We start from the raw sequence: 16,625 nt of genomic DNA on the forward strand, positions 1-16,625 counted from the left end.
TAGGAGGACAATATGAAACAAGTAGCCGTTATTTTAAGTGGTAGTGGTGTGTTCGACGGGGCAGAGTTACACGAAGCAGTATTAACGCTTTTAGCTATTGAGCAAGAAGGGGCGTCCTATCAATGTTTTGCTCCAGATGTAAACCAGCTGCATGTGGTGAATCACTTAACGGGTGAAGTGTCAGAAGGCGAAACCCGTAACGTGTTAGTAGAGTCGGCCCGCATAGCGCGCGGTGACATAAAGCCGGTGACCGAGTGCGATGTTGATACCTTCGAGACCCTTATTTTGCCCGGTGGTTTTGGCGCTGCAAAGAACCTGTGCACGTTTGCTGTAGAAGGAGAAAATTGCTCATTCAATGAAGATGTTCTTGCTGTTTGCAAGGCTTTTGCACAAGCTAAAAAGCCGGCTGCGTATGCGTGTATCGCGCCTGCACTAGCAGCAAAGGTATATGGCAATAAAACTAAACTGACCATTGGTAATGACGAAGCGACTGCTAGCGGCTTAAATGCCTTAGGAGCAACTCACGTTAATTGCGCTGTAGACGAGGTGGTAGTTGATAATGATGCTAAGTTGGTTACTACTCCTGCGTACATGCTGGCGCAAAATATCAGTGAGGCTAACGCGAGTATCACTAAAATGGTCAAGACTGTGCTCGCCATGAAGTAATTACGCCAACATAACTAGGCGTTGTCGATTTGTTCCGTATAGCAAACATTACTGCGCCCTAATGTCTAATTAGACGTAACATTGTGGGGAGACAAAGGTTTCCCCTTGTTCATTATAGTCCTATAATCAAAACCCTATACGTAATGTAGAGCGTTTTAATTTTTGAATTTAATTCAAAAAAAGCACATTTTAACTAGGGCTTATCTGTCCTTATGCGCACTATAAAAATAAAGGCATAAAAAACAATGCACTACCGTGCCATCATACGAATACTTGGGTTATTAATCGCGCTTTTTAGCGTCACAATGATCCCGCCAGCTATCGTGTCGTTGATTTATCAAGATGGCAGCGGCCTACCTTTTACCCTTGCCTTTATATTATGCGTTATTGGCGGTATGGCGCTGTGGTATCCCAATCGTCAGCAGAAAAATGACTTAAGAGCACGAGAAGGCTTTCTGATTGTTGCGCTGTTTTGGTCGGTGCTGGCAAGCGTGGGGGCAATCCCGCTTATCTTGCTAGAGCAACCGAGCATGACGGTGACCGACGCTTTTTTTGAGTCATTTTCTGGTTTGACTACAACGGGGGCCACGGTTATTGAGGGAATAGACTTTCTTCCTCATTCTGTGCAGTTTTACCGTCAGCAGCTTCAGTGGTTAGGTGGTATGGGTATCATCGTACTTGCCGTTGCCATACTGCCTATTCTTGGCGTTGGAGGCATGCAGCTGTATCGAGCAGAGACACCAGGCCCCGTCAAAGATAACAAGATGACGCCGCGTATTGCCGATACGGCAAAGCATTTGTGGTACATCTACCTGTCGATAACGATTGCATGTGCCGGCGCGTACTGGCTTGCAGGAATGAGTGTTTTTGACGCTATTTGCCACTCTTTTTCTACCGTAGCTATTGGTGGCTTTTCAAATCACGACGCAAGCTTAGGCTACTTTAATAGCCCCATGGTCAACGTGGTATGTACTGTTTTCCTGCTCATTGCTGCATTGAACTTCTCATTACACTATGCGGCGGTGAGCTCTCGTTCGGTCAAAGGCTATTTTAAAGACCCAGAGTTCAAGGCCTTCTTTATTATTCAAGCGTCACTAATTGGAATTTGCTTCTTAGTGCTGACCCTTTCAGGTTATTACAGCTCCGCAGAGCAGGCCTTAGATCAAGCTATGATTCAAGCTGTATCAATCAGCACGACTGCCGGTTTTGCTACTACAGACTTTTCGGTCTGGCCTACATTTCTGCCCATTATGCTTATCTTCTCAAGCTTTATTGGTGGGTGTGCAAGTTCTACAGGTGGCGGCTTAAAAGTGGTACGGGTGTGCTTGCTGTTCTTACAAGGTAAGCGAGAAGTTGATAGGCTTATTCATCCTAAGGCGGTATACAGCGTAAAGTTTGGCGACCGCGCCATGCCTGATAGAGTCGTAGAGGCTGTATGGGGGTTCTTTTCGGCCTATGCAGTAGTCTTCGTGATCATTATGATAGGGCTTATTGCTACAGGGCTAGATAACCTTAGTGCCTTTACCGCTACTGCAGCTATGCTGAATAATTTGGGCCCAGGCTTGGGAAGCGTAGCGGCTAACTATGCTGATGTTACAGATGCAGGTAAGTGGATACTGGTGATAGCCATGGTGTTTGGTCGACTAGAAGTCTTCTCTTTACTGGTGTTATTTTCTCCCACATTCTGGCGAAGCTAATTTAAGTAGGAACCCATTTGCTAAGCCAACAGGTTTGAATTGCGAATACAAAAAAACAAAGGGCGAAGATAATCGCCCTTTACCTTTCATAACTGCATTGTTTATCAATGTTTGCGCTAAACCGTAAAAGCTAGCCGAAGAAAAACGCGCTAGGCTGAAACAGCTTTTCAACGTCGTTAATATACTTTTTATCAACCAAGAACAAAATAACGTGATCGTCAGCTTCAATCTTGGTATCGCTGTGGGCAATAATCACCTGATCGTCGCGAACAATAGCACCAATTGTGGTGCCTGGAGGAAGTTTAATATCACCTATCTGTTTGCCAACTACTTTTGATGTAGTTTCATCGCCATGAGCAATCGCTTCGATAGCTTCTGCAGCACCTCGGCGTAAGGAATACACGTTTACAATGTCACCGCGACGTACGTGAGTCAGTAGCGCCGAGATAGTGGCTTGTTGAGGTGAAAACGCGATGTCTATCTCACCGCCTTGCACCAAGTCCACATAAGCACTGCGCTGGATAAGCACCATGGCTTTTTGTGCACCCATACGCTTGGCCAGCATGGCTGACATGATATTCGCTTCATCGTCGTTGGTAACAGCAATAAAGGCGTCGACTTGCTCGATATTTTCTTCGCTAAGTAACTCAGGATCAGATGCGTCACCGCTGAAAACAATGGTTTTATCTAAGTTGGCAGAAAGATACTTTGCTCGTTCTGGGCTGTATTCAATAAGCTTAACATTGTGATTGTGCTCCAGCTGTTTAGCTAAACCTGCGCCAATCAAACCACCACCGGCTATCATTATTCGCTTGTAACTGGATTCGAGCTTTTGAAGCTCACTCATTACTGCACGGATGTGCTTAGTAGCGGCAATAAAGAACACTTCATCATCGGCCTCAATAACCGTTGTACCTAACGGTCGAATAGGGCGGCCGCGTCGGTAAATGGCAGCAACCCGGGTTTCAACGTTAGGCATGTGGTCTTTAAGTGCAGACAACGCGTGTCCTACCAATAAACCGCCGTAATAAGCTTTAACTGCCACAAGACTGGCTTTACCTTCGGCAAACTCTACAACTTGCAGTGCGCCCGGGTAATCGATAAGGCGTTTAATGGCCTTAGTTACCAACTGCTCAGGAGCGATAATGTGGTCAACGGGAATGTCCTGCTGCTTATATAGCTGCTCTTGATAAATAATATATTGTTCAGAGCGCACGCGGGCAATTTTAGTGGGAGTTTTAAATAAGCTGTAGGCCACCTGACAGGCCAGCATATTGCTTTCATCACTGTTGGTTACGGCTATCAGCATGTCGGCATCTTCCGCACCGGCCTTACGCAACACGTCAGGGTGTGAACCCACGCCGGTTACTACTTGTAAATCAAGGCGGTCTTGAAGTGCGCGCAATATAGTGGGGTCAGAGTCAATAACCGTTATTTCGTTATTTTCACCTACTAGGTTTTCAGCAAGTGTTCCGCCTACTTGGCCGGCCCCTAAAATGATGATCTTCATCGTTATTATTTTGCCTTCATATTCGTGCAGGTCTTAACCGTGTGACGTTGCACAACTATTGAACTCAGTCTGATGACTTTACCAGCCTCGCATAGTAGAAACCATCCATTTGTTGCTCACCAGGCGTTATCTGACGTCCGGGTTTGTCGACAGTCTCCGTTTTTACTAAGGGCGATAAGGTAGCGTCAGGTGTGTCGGCTAAAAACTGCTTTATTTGCGCCATGTTCTCTTTCGGCAAAATAGAACATGTTGCATATAGTAGTGTGCCACCCGGTTTTAATAGACCCCACAATGTATCTAATATGCGCCGTTGTAGCTGCGCTAAATTGTCTATGTCATTGGCTTTTCGAAGCCATCGAATATCTGGGTGACGTCGAATAACACCAGTTGCAGAGCAGGGGGCATCCAGCAATATTCTGTCGAAGGGCTTTCCGTCCCACCAGGTCTCAGGATTAGCTGCATCACCCTGCTTAATATCGACCGTATGCTTAAGGCGAGTCATGTTTTCTTCTACGCGTTTTAGGCGTGTAGCGTCGGCATCAAGCGCTAACACGTACTCTGTATCAGGTGCACACTCAACAATGTGCCCTGTTTTTCCGCCTGGTGCGGCGCAACAGTCTAGAATGCGTTCTTTTGCTTGAGGCTTTAAGTAATGTGCAGCTAATTGCGCTGCCCCATCTTGTACCGCAAAATGACCCTTTTCAAAACCAGGCAGGGCAGTAATATCTTCTCGCTTAGTCAGAATTACCGCCTCAGCGTGGTTTTCACTAAGGGTATATTCAACCCCTGCTTTATCTAGCGCCTGAGTAAATGCCGCCAACGATGTTTGCAATTTATTCACGCGAAGCCAGATGGGGGCCATGGCATTCGTTTCACTACGTACCTGCTCGGCGTCGTCACCGTAGGCGTTCTCAATTGCCTTAAATAACCACTTTGGTAAGCCGCTGTTTATGATGGCGTCGTCTACCGGTTTGTCAGCAAGGTTCTCACGCTGAAAATTACGCAGTACTGCATTAACTAACCCTTTTAGCCCTGCAGCATTTAAATAAGAGGCGGCGGCGACGGTTTCACCTACGGCGGCGTGATTGCTAACGCGGGAAAAACTGAGCTGGTACAAACCAAGAAGAATAAGATGTTCTATGACCTTCTTATTGCCTTTTAGAGGTCTATCCAACAAAGAGCGTAGCCAGTGTTGTAAAAGGGGCAGGCGACGCATCACGCCTAACGACATCTCTTGAAGCCATGCGTTATCTCTAGCGTTGTGTCTGCGCTGAACGCGCTCTAAGCACTCACGAGATGACTTGCCTTGTTCTAAAATTTGATAGATGACCCACGCGCAATCTGCGCGCAGGTTCTTTTGTTTTGGAAGGGGTAATGGTTTCACGTTTAGTCCGCTTGTGTCAGACAACGACCCACTTCAAACCACGTTTGGCGAGCATTGATAACGTCTGACGCTGGAAGCGCCTTTTTACCTGGAATTTGAAGTGATGTAATGCAAAGCGCATCGCGCCCTGTAGCGATAGTAATGCCTTTTTTATTGGCACCGATTACCGTACCTGGCGTTACATCTTTATTTAACGGAACAACGTTAGCAGACCATACCTTTATATTCTGATCTTCGACCTGCATCCACGCTACAGGCCAAGGATTGAAGGCGCGGATATTACGCTCTATTTGTTCTGCATCGTCTGCCCAATTAATAAGGGCTTCTTCTTTAGATAGCTTTTTCGCATAGGTGGCTTGAGAATCATCTTGTTTGGTGGGTGTGTAATGATCAAATTCATTAACGACCTCGACCAACGCTTGTGGTCCCAGCTCTGCAAGCTTTTCATATAAGGTGGCGCTGGTGTCTTCAGGTGTAATAGGTAATGTTGCAATATGCAGCATATCACCCGTATCTAAGCCTTCGTCCATTTGCATTATGGTTACGCCAGTTTCAGCGTCACCAGCCCAGATTGAACGCTGGATTGGAGCGGCGCCTCGCCACTTGGGCAAAATAGAGCCGTGCACGTTAATGCAACCTAGCTTAGGTGCGTTTAACACTGCTGTAGGCAGTATCAGTCCATAAGCAACAACTACCATTAAATCGGCATTGAGCGAGGCTAATTCTTCCTGAGCGTCTTGAGCTTTAAGCGATTGAGGCTGGTATACAGGAATGGCGTTTTCTTCTGCTAATACTTTAACCGGGCTAGCCGTAAGTTTCTTACCTCGCCCTGCAGGTCTATCAGGCTGGGTGTAAACAGCAATGACTTCGTGCTCGCTCTCGAGTAACGCTGATAGATGTTTAGCTGCAAAATCCGGAGTACCGGCAAAAATCACTTTCAATGGAGTTGTCACGTTATTCCTTAGGCTTTTGCCGCAAGACGCGCTTCTTTCTCAAGCTTTTTACGAATACGTTGGCGCTTAAGCGGTGAAAGGTAATCAATAAACAGTTTACCTTTTAAATGGTCGAGCTCGTGCTGAATACAGATCGCTAACAAACCTTCTGCATCCAACTCAAAGCTTTCGCCGTTTTGATCTAGCGCTTTTACTGTAATTGCTTCGGCGCGCTCAACTTTCGCGTAATTACCCGGTACTGATAAACAGCCTTCTTCGCTAATTGTGGAGCCATCTTTACGAATGATTTCAGGGTTAATAAATACGCGTGGCTCGTTTTGATCTTCCGATACGTCCATTACAACAACTTGAACGTGGCGGTTAACTTGCGTTGCGGCAAGGCCAATACCGTTCTCGTCTTTCATGGTTTCGAACATGTCCGATACCAATTGTTTAATTTCGTCGTTAACCTCTTCAACCGGCTTAGCTACCGTGCGAAGACGTTCATCAGGAAAACTTAATACGTCTAAAATTGCCATTTCTCGCTTACTTCACCTTTTCGCTGTATAAATTCATATACGATCTAATTGCCAGCACACTTTACAGTGCTTATTAAGTTACTATTCTAACGTATATCGGGCTGTTTCGTGCAGTTTTTTACCGAAACCCTATTAGAATAACTAGTTATGCCGATATAGTGCTATTGTCTGAAAAATCAACAATAAGCGACAATGAATAATTTGCAGGTGGTTAATTTGAAAAAGCGATTAATTTATGGGCGTCGTGTAGCAATACTTCTCTTAGGCGCACTGCTTTCGTTGCCTACCTTCGCGCTGCAACTTAAAGAAAGCGCGCCAGAAACCTACACGGTTAAGCGTGGTGATACGCTCTGGGCAATTGCCAATATCTTTCTTAACGAGCCTTGGCTTTGGCCTGAATTGTGGCGAACTAACACCCAAATTGACAACCCACACCTTATTTACCCGGGCGACGTAATCATAGTAGGGTACGTCGACGGACAGCCAGTTTTAAGCGTAAAACGCGATAAGCCTTCCTATAAGCTGTCTCCGTCTACCGATAAACGAGTAAAACCAAAGCCTGTCGATGTATTGTCGTGGACATCTATCTCGCCCTTCATAAAACAGCATATGTTGATGAATGAGGAAAGTTACGAGTCTCTGCCTAAATTGTTAGGGAATCAAGACGGAAATGTGAGGTTTGCGTCTGATGATTTTGTGTTAAGCCAGCAACAATTCAGTTCTGACGATCAGTATAGAGTGATAAGAAAGCACGCTACCATTAAAAACCTCGACGGGGAGACCCTTGGCATTCAGGTTACCCATGTTTCAACAGCTTCGGTAGTGGAAAAAGACCAAGCTGGCGACACTATGTTGCTTTTCATTGATGATGCGAACCAAGAGGCAAAGCGTGGCGATAAATTGATGGCGGGTGGGTTTGAGCACCCTGAAGACTTCGAACTTGTTCCCGCCACTTCGCAACGAGGCGCAGTTGTTGGAGACCTGCACGATCATGATTTACTTGGCAAGTACGACATTGTTATCCTTGATCTAGGTAACATGGACGTGGCGCCAGGCACGGTCTTAGGTCTTTATTCACAAGGCCCTGCCATTATTGATGAAGATAACCCCCGTTACGTTGATGAGCCCGGCGCTAATAATAGTGGTGAGTGGTTTATCGATACGGTATCGCAACCCGCACTTAAAGTGGGTGAAGTTGTTGTGTTCAAAACATTTGATGCGGCAAGTTACGGATTAATAACGCGAGCGAACAAAGGGATAAAGCGCGGCTTTATTGTCGCAAAGCCCTAAGCGATGCATGGTTCATTGTCGCTCGTATCAGGAGCGACAATGGCCCAACAATCATCTCAGTTAGACAGCGAAGCATTAGCATGGATTGCGTTGGCTTCCGCTCAGCGTGTGTCACCTAAACTTTGGCTAGAGGCTCTTGAAAAGTATCAACTTTCTTCTGTAGATCTAGCCAGCAATACATCAACACTCCCTGACAATGTTAAACAGCTCACTAGCCAAATATCACCGTCTCTTGTAGATGCTGCCCAGAATTGGCTGCGCGGGAGTGGTAATAGACACATTATTCCACTGACATCGTCTTCCTACCCTGAATCACTTAAGCAATTAGACAGTCCACCCCTTGTGCTATTTGCTACAGGAAATAAAGCACATTTGCAAAAACCACAGATTGCCATAGTGGGAAGCAGAAGGGCCAGCCTTCAAGGAAAGCGAATCGCCAACGACATTGCTTTTGGGTTATCCAATAACGGTGTAGTGGTCACTAGCGGGCTTGCTATGGGTATTGATAGTGCCGCGCACCAAGGCGCACTTTCTGGTAGTACCGGAACCATTGCGGTAATGGGCACGGGGCCTGAAAAAGTATACCCCGCGAAAAACAGTAAGCTCTATGAAGCTATTAATAATGACGGCGGCGTTAGCGTAACGGAATTTTTTCCAGGGCAGGGGCCCAAACCCTGGCACTTTCCTAGAAGAAACCGAATTATCGCAGCGTTATCCCTTGGGACCCTTGTGGTAGAAGCAAAAATTAAAAGTGGCACCTTGATAACTGCGAATTTGGCCGCAGATATGGGGCGGGAAGTATTCGCTGTGCCGGGTAATATCTTTCACGAGTACTCTGAAGGTTGCCACTGGTTAATCCAACAGGGCGCAAAATTAGTAACTAATATAAACGATATTCTTGATGAAGTTGGGGTTCAGCCTGAACAATTGGGCTTGAATGTTGACGAGCAAAACGAAAAAAGTACAGCGAATAGCTTGGCAACCGATAAATTATTAGCTAGTGTGGATTATGACATCACCGCTATTGATGTCATAGCCCAGCGCAATGCCTTATCTGTATCGCAAGCAATGGCATCATTATTAGAATATGAGTTGCGTGGTTTAGTGGCCGCTGTCCCTGGTGGTTACGTTAAATTGAGGGGAAAATAATATGTTCGATATCCTCATGTATCTGTTTGAAAACTTCATTCACAGTGAAACGGAAATTCGTGTTGACCAAGACGAGTTAACGGAAGAGCTTGTGCGCGCAGGATTTCATCACGATGAGATTTATAAAGCCCTCGCATGGTTAGAAAAGTTAGCGGCACTGCAAGAGACGGATATCAAACCGTATTTTTGTAAAGGCATTAGCACTAGCTTAAGTCGTATTTACACGCACGAAGAACAAATGCGTTTAGATGTGGAATGTCGCGGTTTTCTTATGTTCTTAGAACAGGTTAATGTGTTGGATGCCTCCACACGCGAAATGGTTATAGATCGCGTTATGGAAATTGATTCCAATGAATTTTGCTTGGAAGACCTGAAGTGGGTGGTGCTAATGGTACTATTCAACGTACCTGGCAAAGAGAAAGCCTACGCACAAATGGAAGATCTTTTGTTCGAAGAGCCAGATGGTGTTCTGCATTAATGCAGTTGTAGTCACTGGTATTTGAATCTTTACTTAAAAATGCGCTGTGAAATTACAGCGCGTTTAAGGCCTTAACGTCCAATACATGTCTAAAATAGACCATTCACTCTTTTCAGCGCACGAGCATGCTCTCGATGATAATTTCGGAGATTGCCCCGAGTGCGGTAAACCTCTTCATATAAAGAACAGTAAATCTGGCCCTTTTATCGGGTGTACGGGCTATCCGGAATGTAGCTTTAGTAAGCCACTTCACGATAAACAAACCACCATACTGAAAACCTTAGACGGTGTAGCCTGCCCTGAATGCGCATCCGACTTAGCCATAAAGAAAGGGCGGTTTGGCATGTTTATCGGCTGTACCAATTTTCCTTCATGCCATCACATAGAGCCCATTAAAGAAAAAGAAGATACTTTGGTGGATTGTCCAAAGTGTAAGAAAGGGCATCTAATCTCGCGTACTAACAAATACGGCAAACAGTTTTTTGCGTGCAACCATTATCCACAATGTCGATATGTGCTAAATTTCACGCCGGTCAATGAAAGCTGCCCAGACTGCGGTTGGGGAGTATTGATAGATAAAAAGGGGCAGTTACAGTGTCCTCAGCCTAGTTGTGGCTTTAAAAAGTAATTATACGAACAACTAAACGAAGAACTATACGTAGAGATTAAAACCATGTCTGATATCCAAAATGGGCACGTAAACACGTTTACCCCCGTTGAGGCTAACTCACCTGAAGTAGACCCTGTTGTTGCCGCATTCCAAGCTGGCAGTTTAATCGTTTATCCAACCGAAGCGGTAATGGGCATCGGATGTGACCCCGACAATGAAGCCGCTGTAAATGCGCTGTTAGAGATAAAACAGCGACCGGTAGAAAAGGGCGTGATTTTAATTGCAGCAAACTATAGCCAGCTACTGCCTTATGTTAATGACAATGCCATTCGCCTTGACAGACGTACTGAGATTTTTTCAAGTTGGCCCGGCCCTAACACTTGGTTATTACCTAAGTCTGCGTCGGCTCCTGCATGGTTAACGGGCAAGCACAGTAAAATAGCGGTGCGCGTAACTAATCACCCTGTAGTAGTGGAATTGTGCAACAAGTTAGGTAAACCGTTAGTTTCTACAAGCGCTAACCTGACCGGCCAACCGCCAGCCATCACCACTGAAGAAGCAAAAGCCGTATTCGCTGATTCCGTTTTCTATGTCGAAGGGGAAGTAGGCGGTGCAACTAAACCCAGTACCATTCGCGATGGTGACACAGCAGAGGTAATAAGAGCATGACATCAGCAGAATTACTGGACGGTAAAAATGCCGCTGAAGTAATAGAACAAGTAAAAAGCTATTTACTAGGGCTGCAAGACACCATTTGCCAAACCCTTGAACTTGCCGATGGTAAGGGCCAGTTTGTTGAAGACAGCTGGCAGCGAGAAGAAGGTGGCGGTGGCCGTTCTCGAGTACTAAAAAATGGTGCGGTGATTGAACAGGGCGGCGTTAACTTTTCCCATGTGTTTGGCAGTCAAATGCCGGCATCAGCAACGGCTAATCGGCCTGAATTAGCAGGAAGAAACTTTCAGGCTATGGGTGTATCACTCGTTATTCATCCACATAACCCGTATATCCCAACGTCACACGCTAATGTTCGCTTTTTTATTGCAGAAAAAGAGGGCGAAGCACCTATCTGGTGGTTTGGCGGTGGCTTCGACTTAACGCCATTTTATCCGTTTAAAGATGACGTTGTACACTGGCATGATACTGCTAAAAAATTATGTAAGCCGTTTGGCGATGATGTCTACCCTAAGTACAAAAAGTGGTGCGACGACTACTTTTACTTAAAGCATCGCAATGAAACCCGCGGAGTGGGCGGTTTATTCTTTGATGATCTTAATGAATGGGGCTTTGAACAATCATTTGCATTTATGCAGGCTGTTGGTAATGGCTTCATCGATGCTTACGTTCCTATTGTTGAGCGCCGTAAGCAAACCGATTTCGGCGAAAGAGAGCGTGATTTCCAACTTTATCGCCGGGGCCGCTACGTTGAGTTTAACCTTGTATTCGACCGAGGCACTTTATTTGGACTGCAAACCGGCGGGCGCACCGAATCTATCTTAATGTCGATGCCGCCGCTAGCGCGCTGGGAGTATTGTTATACACCTGCACCGGGTAGCGCCGAAGCCAAGCTGACAGACTGGTTAAAACCTACTGATTGGTGATTAATTATTAAATAAGGCTGCGCTTAAATCCTTAAGCGGACCGCCGATAGCAGCTTTCATCTTTAATGACTAAAAAACGCCGTATTGACGTTAATGCGGCGTTTTTTTTGATCTATATCAAGGTCGAATATCTTCAGTGTTTCAGTGAGTTATCAAGCTTGCGCTGGATCAATGTTTCTCATAACTACAGGCGTAAAGTAGCCCTATCTTAGTTAACCACAAATGAGACATATTATGCGCAAACACTTTTTATCTGCATCTGCACTTTGCCTTACACTTGCTGCACTCTCACCTTTAGCTAGCGCTCACCAGCAGGGCGACTGGATTGTTCGTGGCGGTCTTACTACCGTTGCTCCTGACGAATCTACTTCTAACATCGTCGCGGGTGGAACTGATCTTGGCGTTGGCCTTAATATCGATAACGATACTCAGCTAGGTTTAAATGTAGCGTACTTTATTACTGACAACATTAATATTGAGCTGCTTGCCGCAACGCCCTTTAAGCACGACGTTAATTTTTCTGTTGCTGATCCGTTAGGGACGGGTAATCAGCTTGGTGAAGTCACGCATCTTCCTCCTACGCTTACCGCAAACTACTATTTTAATGATGCCAGCTCTGCGTTTCAGCCGTACATTGGTGCAGGTATCAACTATACCTTTATATTTGATGAAGAGTTTACAGGTGCGAATGAAACAGCTGGCTTAAGCGACCTTTCGCTTGATAATTCATTTGGCTTGTCAGCACAGGTGGGAATGGATTACCAAATTGATACCAAATGGCATGTCAATGCATCGGTTCGATTCATTGATATAGATACCGAAGCAACCTTCAAAGTGGGTGATGCTGCTGGAAAGGTAAGTGATATTGAAATAGATCCTTGGGTGTATACCTTATCGGTGGGTTACACATTCTAATTATTAGTCTCACGCCTTATTAACTATTAGGCTTTCACAATTGCACTACTTTATGCGCCATAAAGAGCGTAGACAGTAACAGGGGAGTTGCGCGTTAAAAGGTTAACCCTTTCAACGCGCTTTTTTATTTCGTATTCACCATGTGATTGGCGAGCTGATCAAGTGCGTCTATTAACTGTTGAGCTAAGGCGATATCTTCAACCGTTTTAAACATGGCTTTTCGCATGCAATACATCCACTGAGCTTTTAACTCTGGTGTTACGGTATAAGGTAGGTGGCGTGCACGCAGACGCGGGTGGCCATACTGCTGCTGATAATCATCAGGACCACCAAGCCATAAACTTAAATAGAGAAAGAACACGTGGCGAATTCTGTCTAATGGCTGGGGGTGAATAGCTAGCAGTTCATTGGCTAGGGGATCGGTTTCCATTATGTCGTAAAACGTATTTGCTAATTCCCGTACTTTCTCCTCTCCACCTATACGTTCATATGGTGTACTCTGCGAAGCACGATTATCGCTTTTCTTCTTTATATTAAATAAGTCTCGTATTCCCATGAAAAAATTCGCTGTATTCGGAAATCCTATTGCACAGAGTTTATCACCAACTATCCATCAAATGTTTGCTGAACAAGTGGGAGAAAAGATTTCTTATGAAAAGATACTTGCGCCAGTAGACGGTTTTGTAGATGCCGCCAACGCGTTTTTAGCTCAGGAAGGCGCTGTAGGTTGTAACGTCACCATGCCTTTTAAGCTTGATGCATTCAACATGGCAAAGGTAGATGACCAAGCAGCCAAAGATGCACAAGCTGTTAATACGCTAATGAATGGTGACAGCGGTGAAATATGGGGATTCAACACTGATGGTGTAGGGCTGGTAAACGACTTGCTTAACAGCGGTGTGGAAATTAAGGGTAAGCGAGTGTTGCTTATTGGTGCCGGCGGCGCAGCCCGTGGCGTAATCTCCCCGTTAATAAAAGCAGGGGCCGCTTCTTTAACCATTGCAAATAGAACCAAAGCAAAAGCTGAGGAAGTAGTAAATGCTGCCTCTAACGCTAAAGTGCAGGTGGTCGCTCTTGAAGATATCGCAGATGTTGCGCCTCATATTATTATTAATTCAACAGCCGCCAGTTTAAGCAATGAATTGCCGTGCCGTTTAAATGATGGTGTTTTACAAAATTGTGAAGTGGTGTACGACATGGTTTATAAAAACTCACCCACGCGCTTTATGAGAGATGCGGCCGAACTTGGTGTTAAGACACAAATCGATGGGTTAGGGATGCTGGTTGAGCAAGCGGCTGAAGCATTCTACATATGGACACAAAAGCGCCCTGATACTTCAGATATTGTAAAACGTGTCAGGGCTATCGTTGAGCAAGGTGAGAAGCGAAACTAGTTCGCTTCTTCAAGGTACTCATCTTTCAATACAACATAGTTAACGGCAGACTGTTTCAGGAATGCCATTTCAGCGTCGTTGAGCGGTCTTTTCTTTTGCATGGGGTTTCCAACGTAAAGAAATCCGCTTTCTAACCTTTTGTTCGGCGGCACTAATGTACCTGCACCAATAAACACATCGTCTTCAACAACAACTCCATCCATTACAATAGCGCCCATGCCAACGAGAATTCGATTACCCAACTGGCAGCCGTGCAGCATACACTTATGCCCAACAGTAACGTCCTCACCAATAATAAGTGGGAAGCCGTCGGGGTTTTTCTCAGATTTACGGGTAACGTGTAAAACACTGCCATCTTGAATATTAGAACGGGCGCCAATACGAATTTTGTTCACGTCGCCACGGGCTGCAACCATCGGCCAAATACTCGCATCATCTTCTAAAACTACATCACCGACGATTCTTGCCGAGCCATCAACATAGACATTCTTTCCTAATGTAGGAGAAACACCTTTAAAACTATCAATCGATTTATGCATTACACACTCATATAAATTGCGCAGAAAGTGAATTACGCAAACTCTAACAGCAATGCCGATGAGTTGGTACTAGTAGGGTAATTACAGAGCATACCTGTAATGCTTTAAGCATCAGATATCTATCCTCCGTTGCAACACGCGAAGAGGAGGGTAGTAAATCACAAGGAGAAAAATGATAATGTAGTTTGCTAATAGAATTTATCGAGACGTTGTAATGCCCAAGCGCTATGTATTTTTCACTGCCCTTTCCTATGCGTATCCTATTTATAGACCACTACAAGAGGCCATTAGGGCTAGAGGTGACGAAGTAGCGTGGTTTTTGGAAGGAGAATGTCCCGATCTTTTGAAGCCTGATGAAATTCGCCTTCATACTATTAATGATGTTATTGAATACAATCCCTTAGCCATATTTGCGTGTGGAAATATCATCTATCACTTTTTGCCAGGTATAAAGGTATCAGTATTCCACGGTTACCCGATTGGTAAGCGAGGGGAGAAGACTAGCGCTACAGATGATCACTTCTCTATTCGCGGGTGGTTTGATATGTACTGTACTCAGGGGCCAAGTAGCACAGAGTATTTTAAGCAGCTTGAAGCAAAGCATCAGTTTTTTAAAGTGTATCAAACAGGTTGGGCTAAAGTGGATGACTACTTTTCTTCATATAAGAAGGAAAACGATGTTCCCACTATTCTCTACGCCACCACTTTTTCCAAAGGCATTACCTCTGCTCCTGTACTTGTCGACACAATAAGTAGGTTAGTTAAAGAAAAGAAATGGAATTGGCGTTTAACATTTCATCCTAAACTCAACGATCAAGCACTATTAGATAGATATCGTGCGCTGGCAGATGAATATAGTAACGTTACGTTTGTCGATAATGTTCGTCTTGAAGACTTTCAGCAATCAGATGTCATGTTGTGTGACAGCAGCTCTATAATTTTAGAGTTTATGATGATGAACAAACCTGTTGTCACTTATCGCAATACAAACCCTGGACAACATTTACTTAATGTCACAGAAGTAAGCGAAGTAGAAAACGCCATTGAAACTGCATTAACGCGACCAGCATCATTAATGAAAGAGGTTAATGACTTTGCCCATTATCATGAAGCCTATAGAGATGGACGTAATTGCGAACGTATTTTAGATGCAGTCGATGACTTTAATAGTAACTATAAAGGTAAGATAAAAGCTAAGCCGCTTAACCTGTGGCGCAAGTTCAGGTTAAGGAATAAGCTGAAATACTGGAAATAGTTGGTATTTTGAGCGTTCAAAACGAATATGACACTTTTTTTAAAATAAGTGTTGACGTGAGCGCTCATTTCCCTAAAATGCGCATCCGCTTCGGGGGAAAAGCAAAACAGCAAGCCTCCTGAAGTAAGTCTCTACTACCTTTATAGGCCAGTAAAGACGGGAGTTTAGAAGAAGCGCTTCAGAAAATAAATTTTCAAAAAGTGTTGACAACGAAAACTTCCAGCGTATAATGCGCACCTCACTCGAACAGGGTGAGTCACTAAGAAGCAACGGCTTTTRGTGAATGTTCTTTAAAAATTTAGACAAGACAATCTGTGTGGGCACTCGTTAAGAGTGTCACAACGACGATTCATATTTCGATATATTTAATTGAAGAGTTTGATCATGGCTCAGATTGAACGCTGGCGGCAGGCCTAACACATGCAAGTCGAACGGTAACATTTCTAGCTTGCTAGAAGATGACGAGTGGCGGACGGGTGAGTAATGCTTGGGAACTTGCCTTTGCGAGCAACGACGATTCATATTTCGATATATTTAATTGAAGAGTTTGATCATGGCTCAGATTGAACGCTGGCGGCAGGCCTAACACATGCAAGTCGAACGGTAACATTTCTAGCTTGCTAGAAGATGACGAGTGGCGGACGGGTGAGTAATGCTTGGGAACTTGCC

At 44.8% G+C, this 16,625-nt stretch carries 17 protein-coding genes and 1 rRNA gene (1 of these 18 cut by a window edge); 12 read left to right on the forward strand and 6 right to left on the reverse strand.

All coding sequences use genetic code 11. The features are described from left to right. The first annotated feature begins 12 nt into the window (after positions 1 to 12). Positions 13 to 666: an isoprenoid biosynthesis glyoxalase ElbB gene (gene elbB, locus BGK61_RS02035; protein ID WP_076012224.1), complete on the forward strand. Its 654-nt coding sequence runs from the start codon at positions 13 to 15 to the stop codon at positions 664 to 666. Between the two features lie 245 nt (positions 667 to 911). Further along, positions 912 to 2,363 carry a TrkH family potassium uptake protein gene (locus BGK61_RS02040; RefSeq protein WP_076012225.1) on the forward strand — a complete coding sequence of 484 codons (1,452 nt, stop codon included), beginning with the start codon at positions 912 to 914 and terminating at the stop codon, positions 2,361 to 2,363. 130 nt (positions 2,364 to 2,493) lie between these two features. Here the strand turns inward: BGK61_RS02040 and trkA are convergent, their stop codons facing one another. From trkA to def, 4 genes are all read right to left on the reverse strand, one after another. Next, a complete protein-coding gene (gene trkA, locus BGK61_RS02045; RefSeq protein ID WP_076012226.1) occupies positions 2,494 to 3,873 on the reverse strand; it encodes a Trk system potassium transporter TrkA in 1,380 nt (459 codons plus the stop codon). Positions 3,874 to 3,937: 64 nt separating this feature from the next. Continuing rightward, on the reverse strand, positions 3,938 to 5,257 hold the full coding sequence (rsmB, locus tag BGK61_RS02050; RefSeq protein WP_076012227.1) for a 16S rRNA (cytosine(967)-C(5))-methyltransferase RsmB: 1,320 nt from the start codon (positions 5,255 to 5,257) through the stop codon (positions 3,938 to 3,940). Positions 5,258 to 5,259: 2 nt separating this feature from the next. Continuing rightward, positions 5,260 to 6,210, reverse strand: coding sequence for a methionyl-tRNA formyltransferase (fmt, locus tag BGK61_RS02055; RefSeq protein ID WP_076012228.1), 951 nt, complete (start codon positions 6,208 to 6,210; stop codon positions 5,260 to 5,262). Positions 6,211 to 6,218: 8 nt separating this feature from the next. Beyond that, on the reverse strand, positions 6,219 to 6,728 hold the full coding sequence (def, locus tag BGK61_RS02060) for a peptide deformylase (RefSeq protein WP_014977863.1): 510 nt from the start codon (positions 6,726 to 6,728) through the stop codon (positions 6,219 to 6,221). Between the two features lie 216 nt (positions 6,729 to 6,944). On the opposite strand from def, the gene BGK61_RS02065 reads away from it, so the two are divergent. The 7 genes from BGK61_RS02065 to BGK61_RS02095 all read left to right on the forward strand — a co-directional run bounded on the left by BGK61_RS02065 (position 6,945) and on the right by BGK61_RS02095 (position 12,768). After that, positions 6,945 to 8,018 (forward strand): LysM peptidoglycan-binding domain-containing protein, encoded by a 1,074-nt coding sequence (locus tag BGK61_RS02065; RefSeq protein ID WP_083648705.1) that lies wholly within the window; start codon positions 6,945 to 6,947, stop codon positions 8,016 to 8,018. Between the two features lie 39 nt (positions 8,019 to 8,057). After that, on the forward strand, positions 8,058 to 9,167 hold the full coding sequence (dprA, locus tag BGK61_RS02070) for a DNA-processing protein DprA (protein WP_076012230.1): 1,110 nt from the start codon (positions 8,058 to 8,060) through the stop codon (positions 9,165 to 9,167). Between the two features lies 1 nt (position 9,168). Next, positions 9,169 to 9,645 carry a DUF494 family protein gene (locus BGK61_RS02075; RefSeq protein ID WP_014947732.1) on the forward strand — a complete coding sequence of 159 codons (477 nt, stop codon included), beginning with the start codon at positions 9,169 to 9,171 and terminating at the stop codon, positions 9,643 to 9,645. Between the two features lie 85 nt (positions 9,646 to 9,730). Continuing rightward, the gene (locus BGK61_RS02080) at positions 9,731 to 10,273 is read left to right on the forward strand and encodes a DNA topoisomerase family protein (protein ID WP_014975256.1); all 543 of its coding nucleotides are present in this window, start codon (positions 9,731 to 9,733) and stop codon (positions 10,271 to 10,273) included. 45 nt (positions 10,274 to 10,318) lie between these two features. Then, positions 10,319 to 10,924 carry an L-threonylcarbamoyladenylate synthase type 1 TsaC gene (gene tsaC, locus BGK61_RS02085; RefSeq protein ID WP_076012231.1) on the forward strand — a complete coding sequence of 202 codons (606 nt, stop codon included), beginning with the start codon at positions 10,319 to 10,321 and terminating at the stop codon, positions 10,922 to 10,924. Beyond that, a complete protein-coding gene (gene hemF, locus BGK61_RS02090) occupies positions 10,921 to 11,853 on the forward strand; it encodes an oxygen-dependent coproporphyrinogen oxidase (protein WP_075177132.1) in 933 nt (310 codons plus the stop codon). Before tsaC ends, hemF begins: the two co-directional genes overlap by 4 nt. A 234-nt stretch (positions 11,854 to 12,087) precedes the next feature. Then, positions 12,088 to 12,768, forward strand: a complete 681-nt coding sequence (locus BGK61_RS02095; protein WP_076012232.1) for an OmpW family outer membrane protein — start codon at positions 12,088 to 12,090, stop codon at positions 12,766 to 12,768. A 124-nt stretch (positions 12,769 to 12,892) separates the two neighbouring features. Here BGK61_RS02095 and BGK61_RS02100 read toward each other — a convergent pair whose 3' ends face one another. Continuing rightward, a complete protein-coding gene (locus BGK61_RS02100; protein ID WP_014947737.1) occupies positions 12,893 to 13,324 on the reverse strand; it encodes a group II truncated hemoglobin in 432 nt (143 codons plus the stop codon). On the opposite strand from BGK61_RS02100, the gene aroE reads away from it, so the two are divergent. Continuing rightward, positions 13,323 to 14,162, forward strand: a complete 840-nt coding sequence (gene aroE / locus BGK61_RS02105) for a shikimate dehydrogenase (protein WP_076012233.1) — start codon at positions 13,323 to 13,325, stop codon at positions 14,160 to 14,162. The genes BGK61_RS02100 and aroE overlap by 2 nt on opposite strands. Here the strand turns inward: aroE and BGK61_RS02110 are convergent. Then, entirely contained in the window at positions 14,159 to 14,701 is a 543-nt protein-coding gene (locus BGK61_RS02110) for a gamma carbonic anhydrase family protein (RefSeq protein ID WP_076012234.1), read from the reverse strand. The two genes, aroE and BGK61_RS02110, sit on opposite strands and share 4 nt — an antisense overlap. A gap of 343 nt (positions 14,702 to 15,044) precedes the next feature. Here BGK61_RS02110 and BGK61_RS02115 point away from each other — a divergent pair, with 343 nt between their 5' ends. Then, positions 15,045 to 15,956 carry a UDP-N-acetylglucosamine 2-epimerase gene (locus tag BGK61_RS02115; RefSeq protein WP_083648706.1) on the forward strand — a complete coding sequence of 304 codons (912 nt, stop codon included), beginning with the start codon at positions 15,045 to 15,047 and terminating at the stop codon, positions 15,954 to 15,956. Between the two features lie 535 nt (positions 15,957 to 16,491). After that, a 16S ribosomal RNA gene (locus BGK61_RS02120) occupies positions 16,492 to 16,625 on the forward strand (it continues 1,399 nt past the right edge of the window).

The sequence above is a fragment of the Alteromonas abrolhosensis genome, from assembly GCF_001953635.1.
In the GTDB taxonomy this organism is placed as follows: domain Bacteria; phylum Pseudomonadota; class Gammaproteobacteria; order Enterobacterales; family Alteromonadaceae; genus Alteromonas; species Alteromonas abrolhosensis.

Coding starts and splice junctions, on each gene's coding strand:
- BGK61_RS02080 (WP_014975256.1), top strand. CDS start 9,731: ATGTCTAAAATAGACCATTCACTCTTTTCAGCGCACGAGCATGCTCTC.
- BGK61_RS02110 (WP_076012234.1), bottom strand. CDS start 14,701: ATGCATAAATCGATTGATAGTTTTAAAGGTGTTTCTCCTACATTAGGA.
- tsaC (WP_076012231.1), top strand. CDS start 10,319: ATGTCTGATATCCAAAATGGGCACGTAAACACGTTTACCCCCGTTGAG.
- hemF (WP_075177132.1), top strand. CDS start 10,921: ATGACATCAGCAGAATTACTGGACGGTAAAAATGCCGCTGAAGTAATA.
- trkA (WP_076012226.1), bottom strand. CDS start 3,873: ATGAAGATCATCATTTTAGGGGCCGGCCAAGTAGGCGGAACACTTGCT.
- BGK61_RS02075 (WP_014947732.1), top strand. CDS start 9,169: ATGTTCGATATCCTCATGTATCTGTTTGAAAACTTCATTCACAGTGAA.
- aroE (WP_076012233.1), top strand. CDS start 13,323: ATGAAAAAATTCGCTGTATTCGGAAATCCTATTGCACAGAGTTTATCA.
- BGK61_RS02040 (WP_076012225.1), top strand. CDS start 912: ATGCACTACCGTGCCATCATACGAATACTTGGGTTATTAATCGCGCTT.
- elbB (WP_076012224.1), top strand. CDS start 13: ATGAAACAAGTAGCCGTTATTTTAAGTGGTAGTGGTGTGTTCGACGGG.
- def (WP_014977863.1), bottom strand. CDS start 6,728: ATGGCAATTTTAGACGTATTAAGTTTTCCTGATGAACGTCTTCGCACG.
- BGK61_RS02095 (WP_076012232.1), top strand. CDS start 12,088: ATGCGCAAACACTTTTTATCTGCATCTGCACTTTGCCTTACACTTGCT.
- BGK61_RS02100 (WP_014947737.1), bottom strand. CDS start 13,324: ATGGGAATACGAGACTTATTTAATATAAAGAAGAAAAGCGATAATCGT.
- dprA (WP_076012230.1), top strand. CDS start 8,058: ATGGCCCAACAATCATCTCAGTTAGACAGCGAAGCATTAGCATGGATT.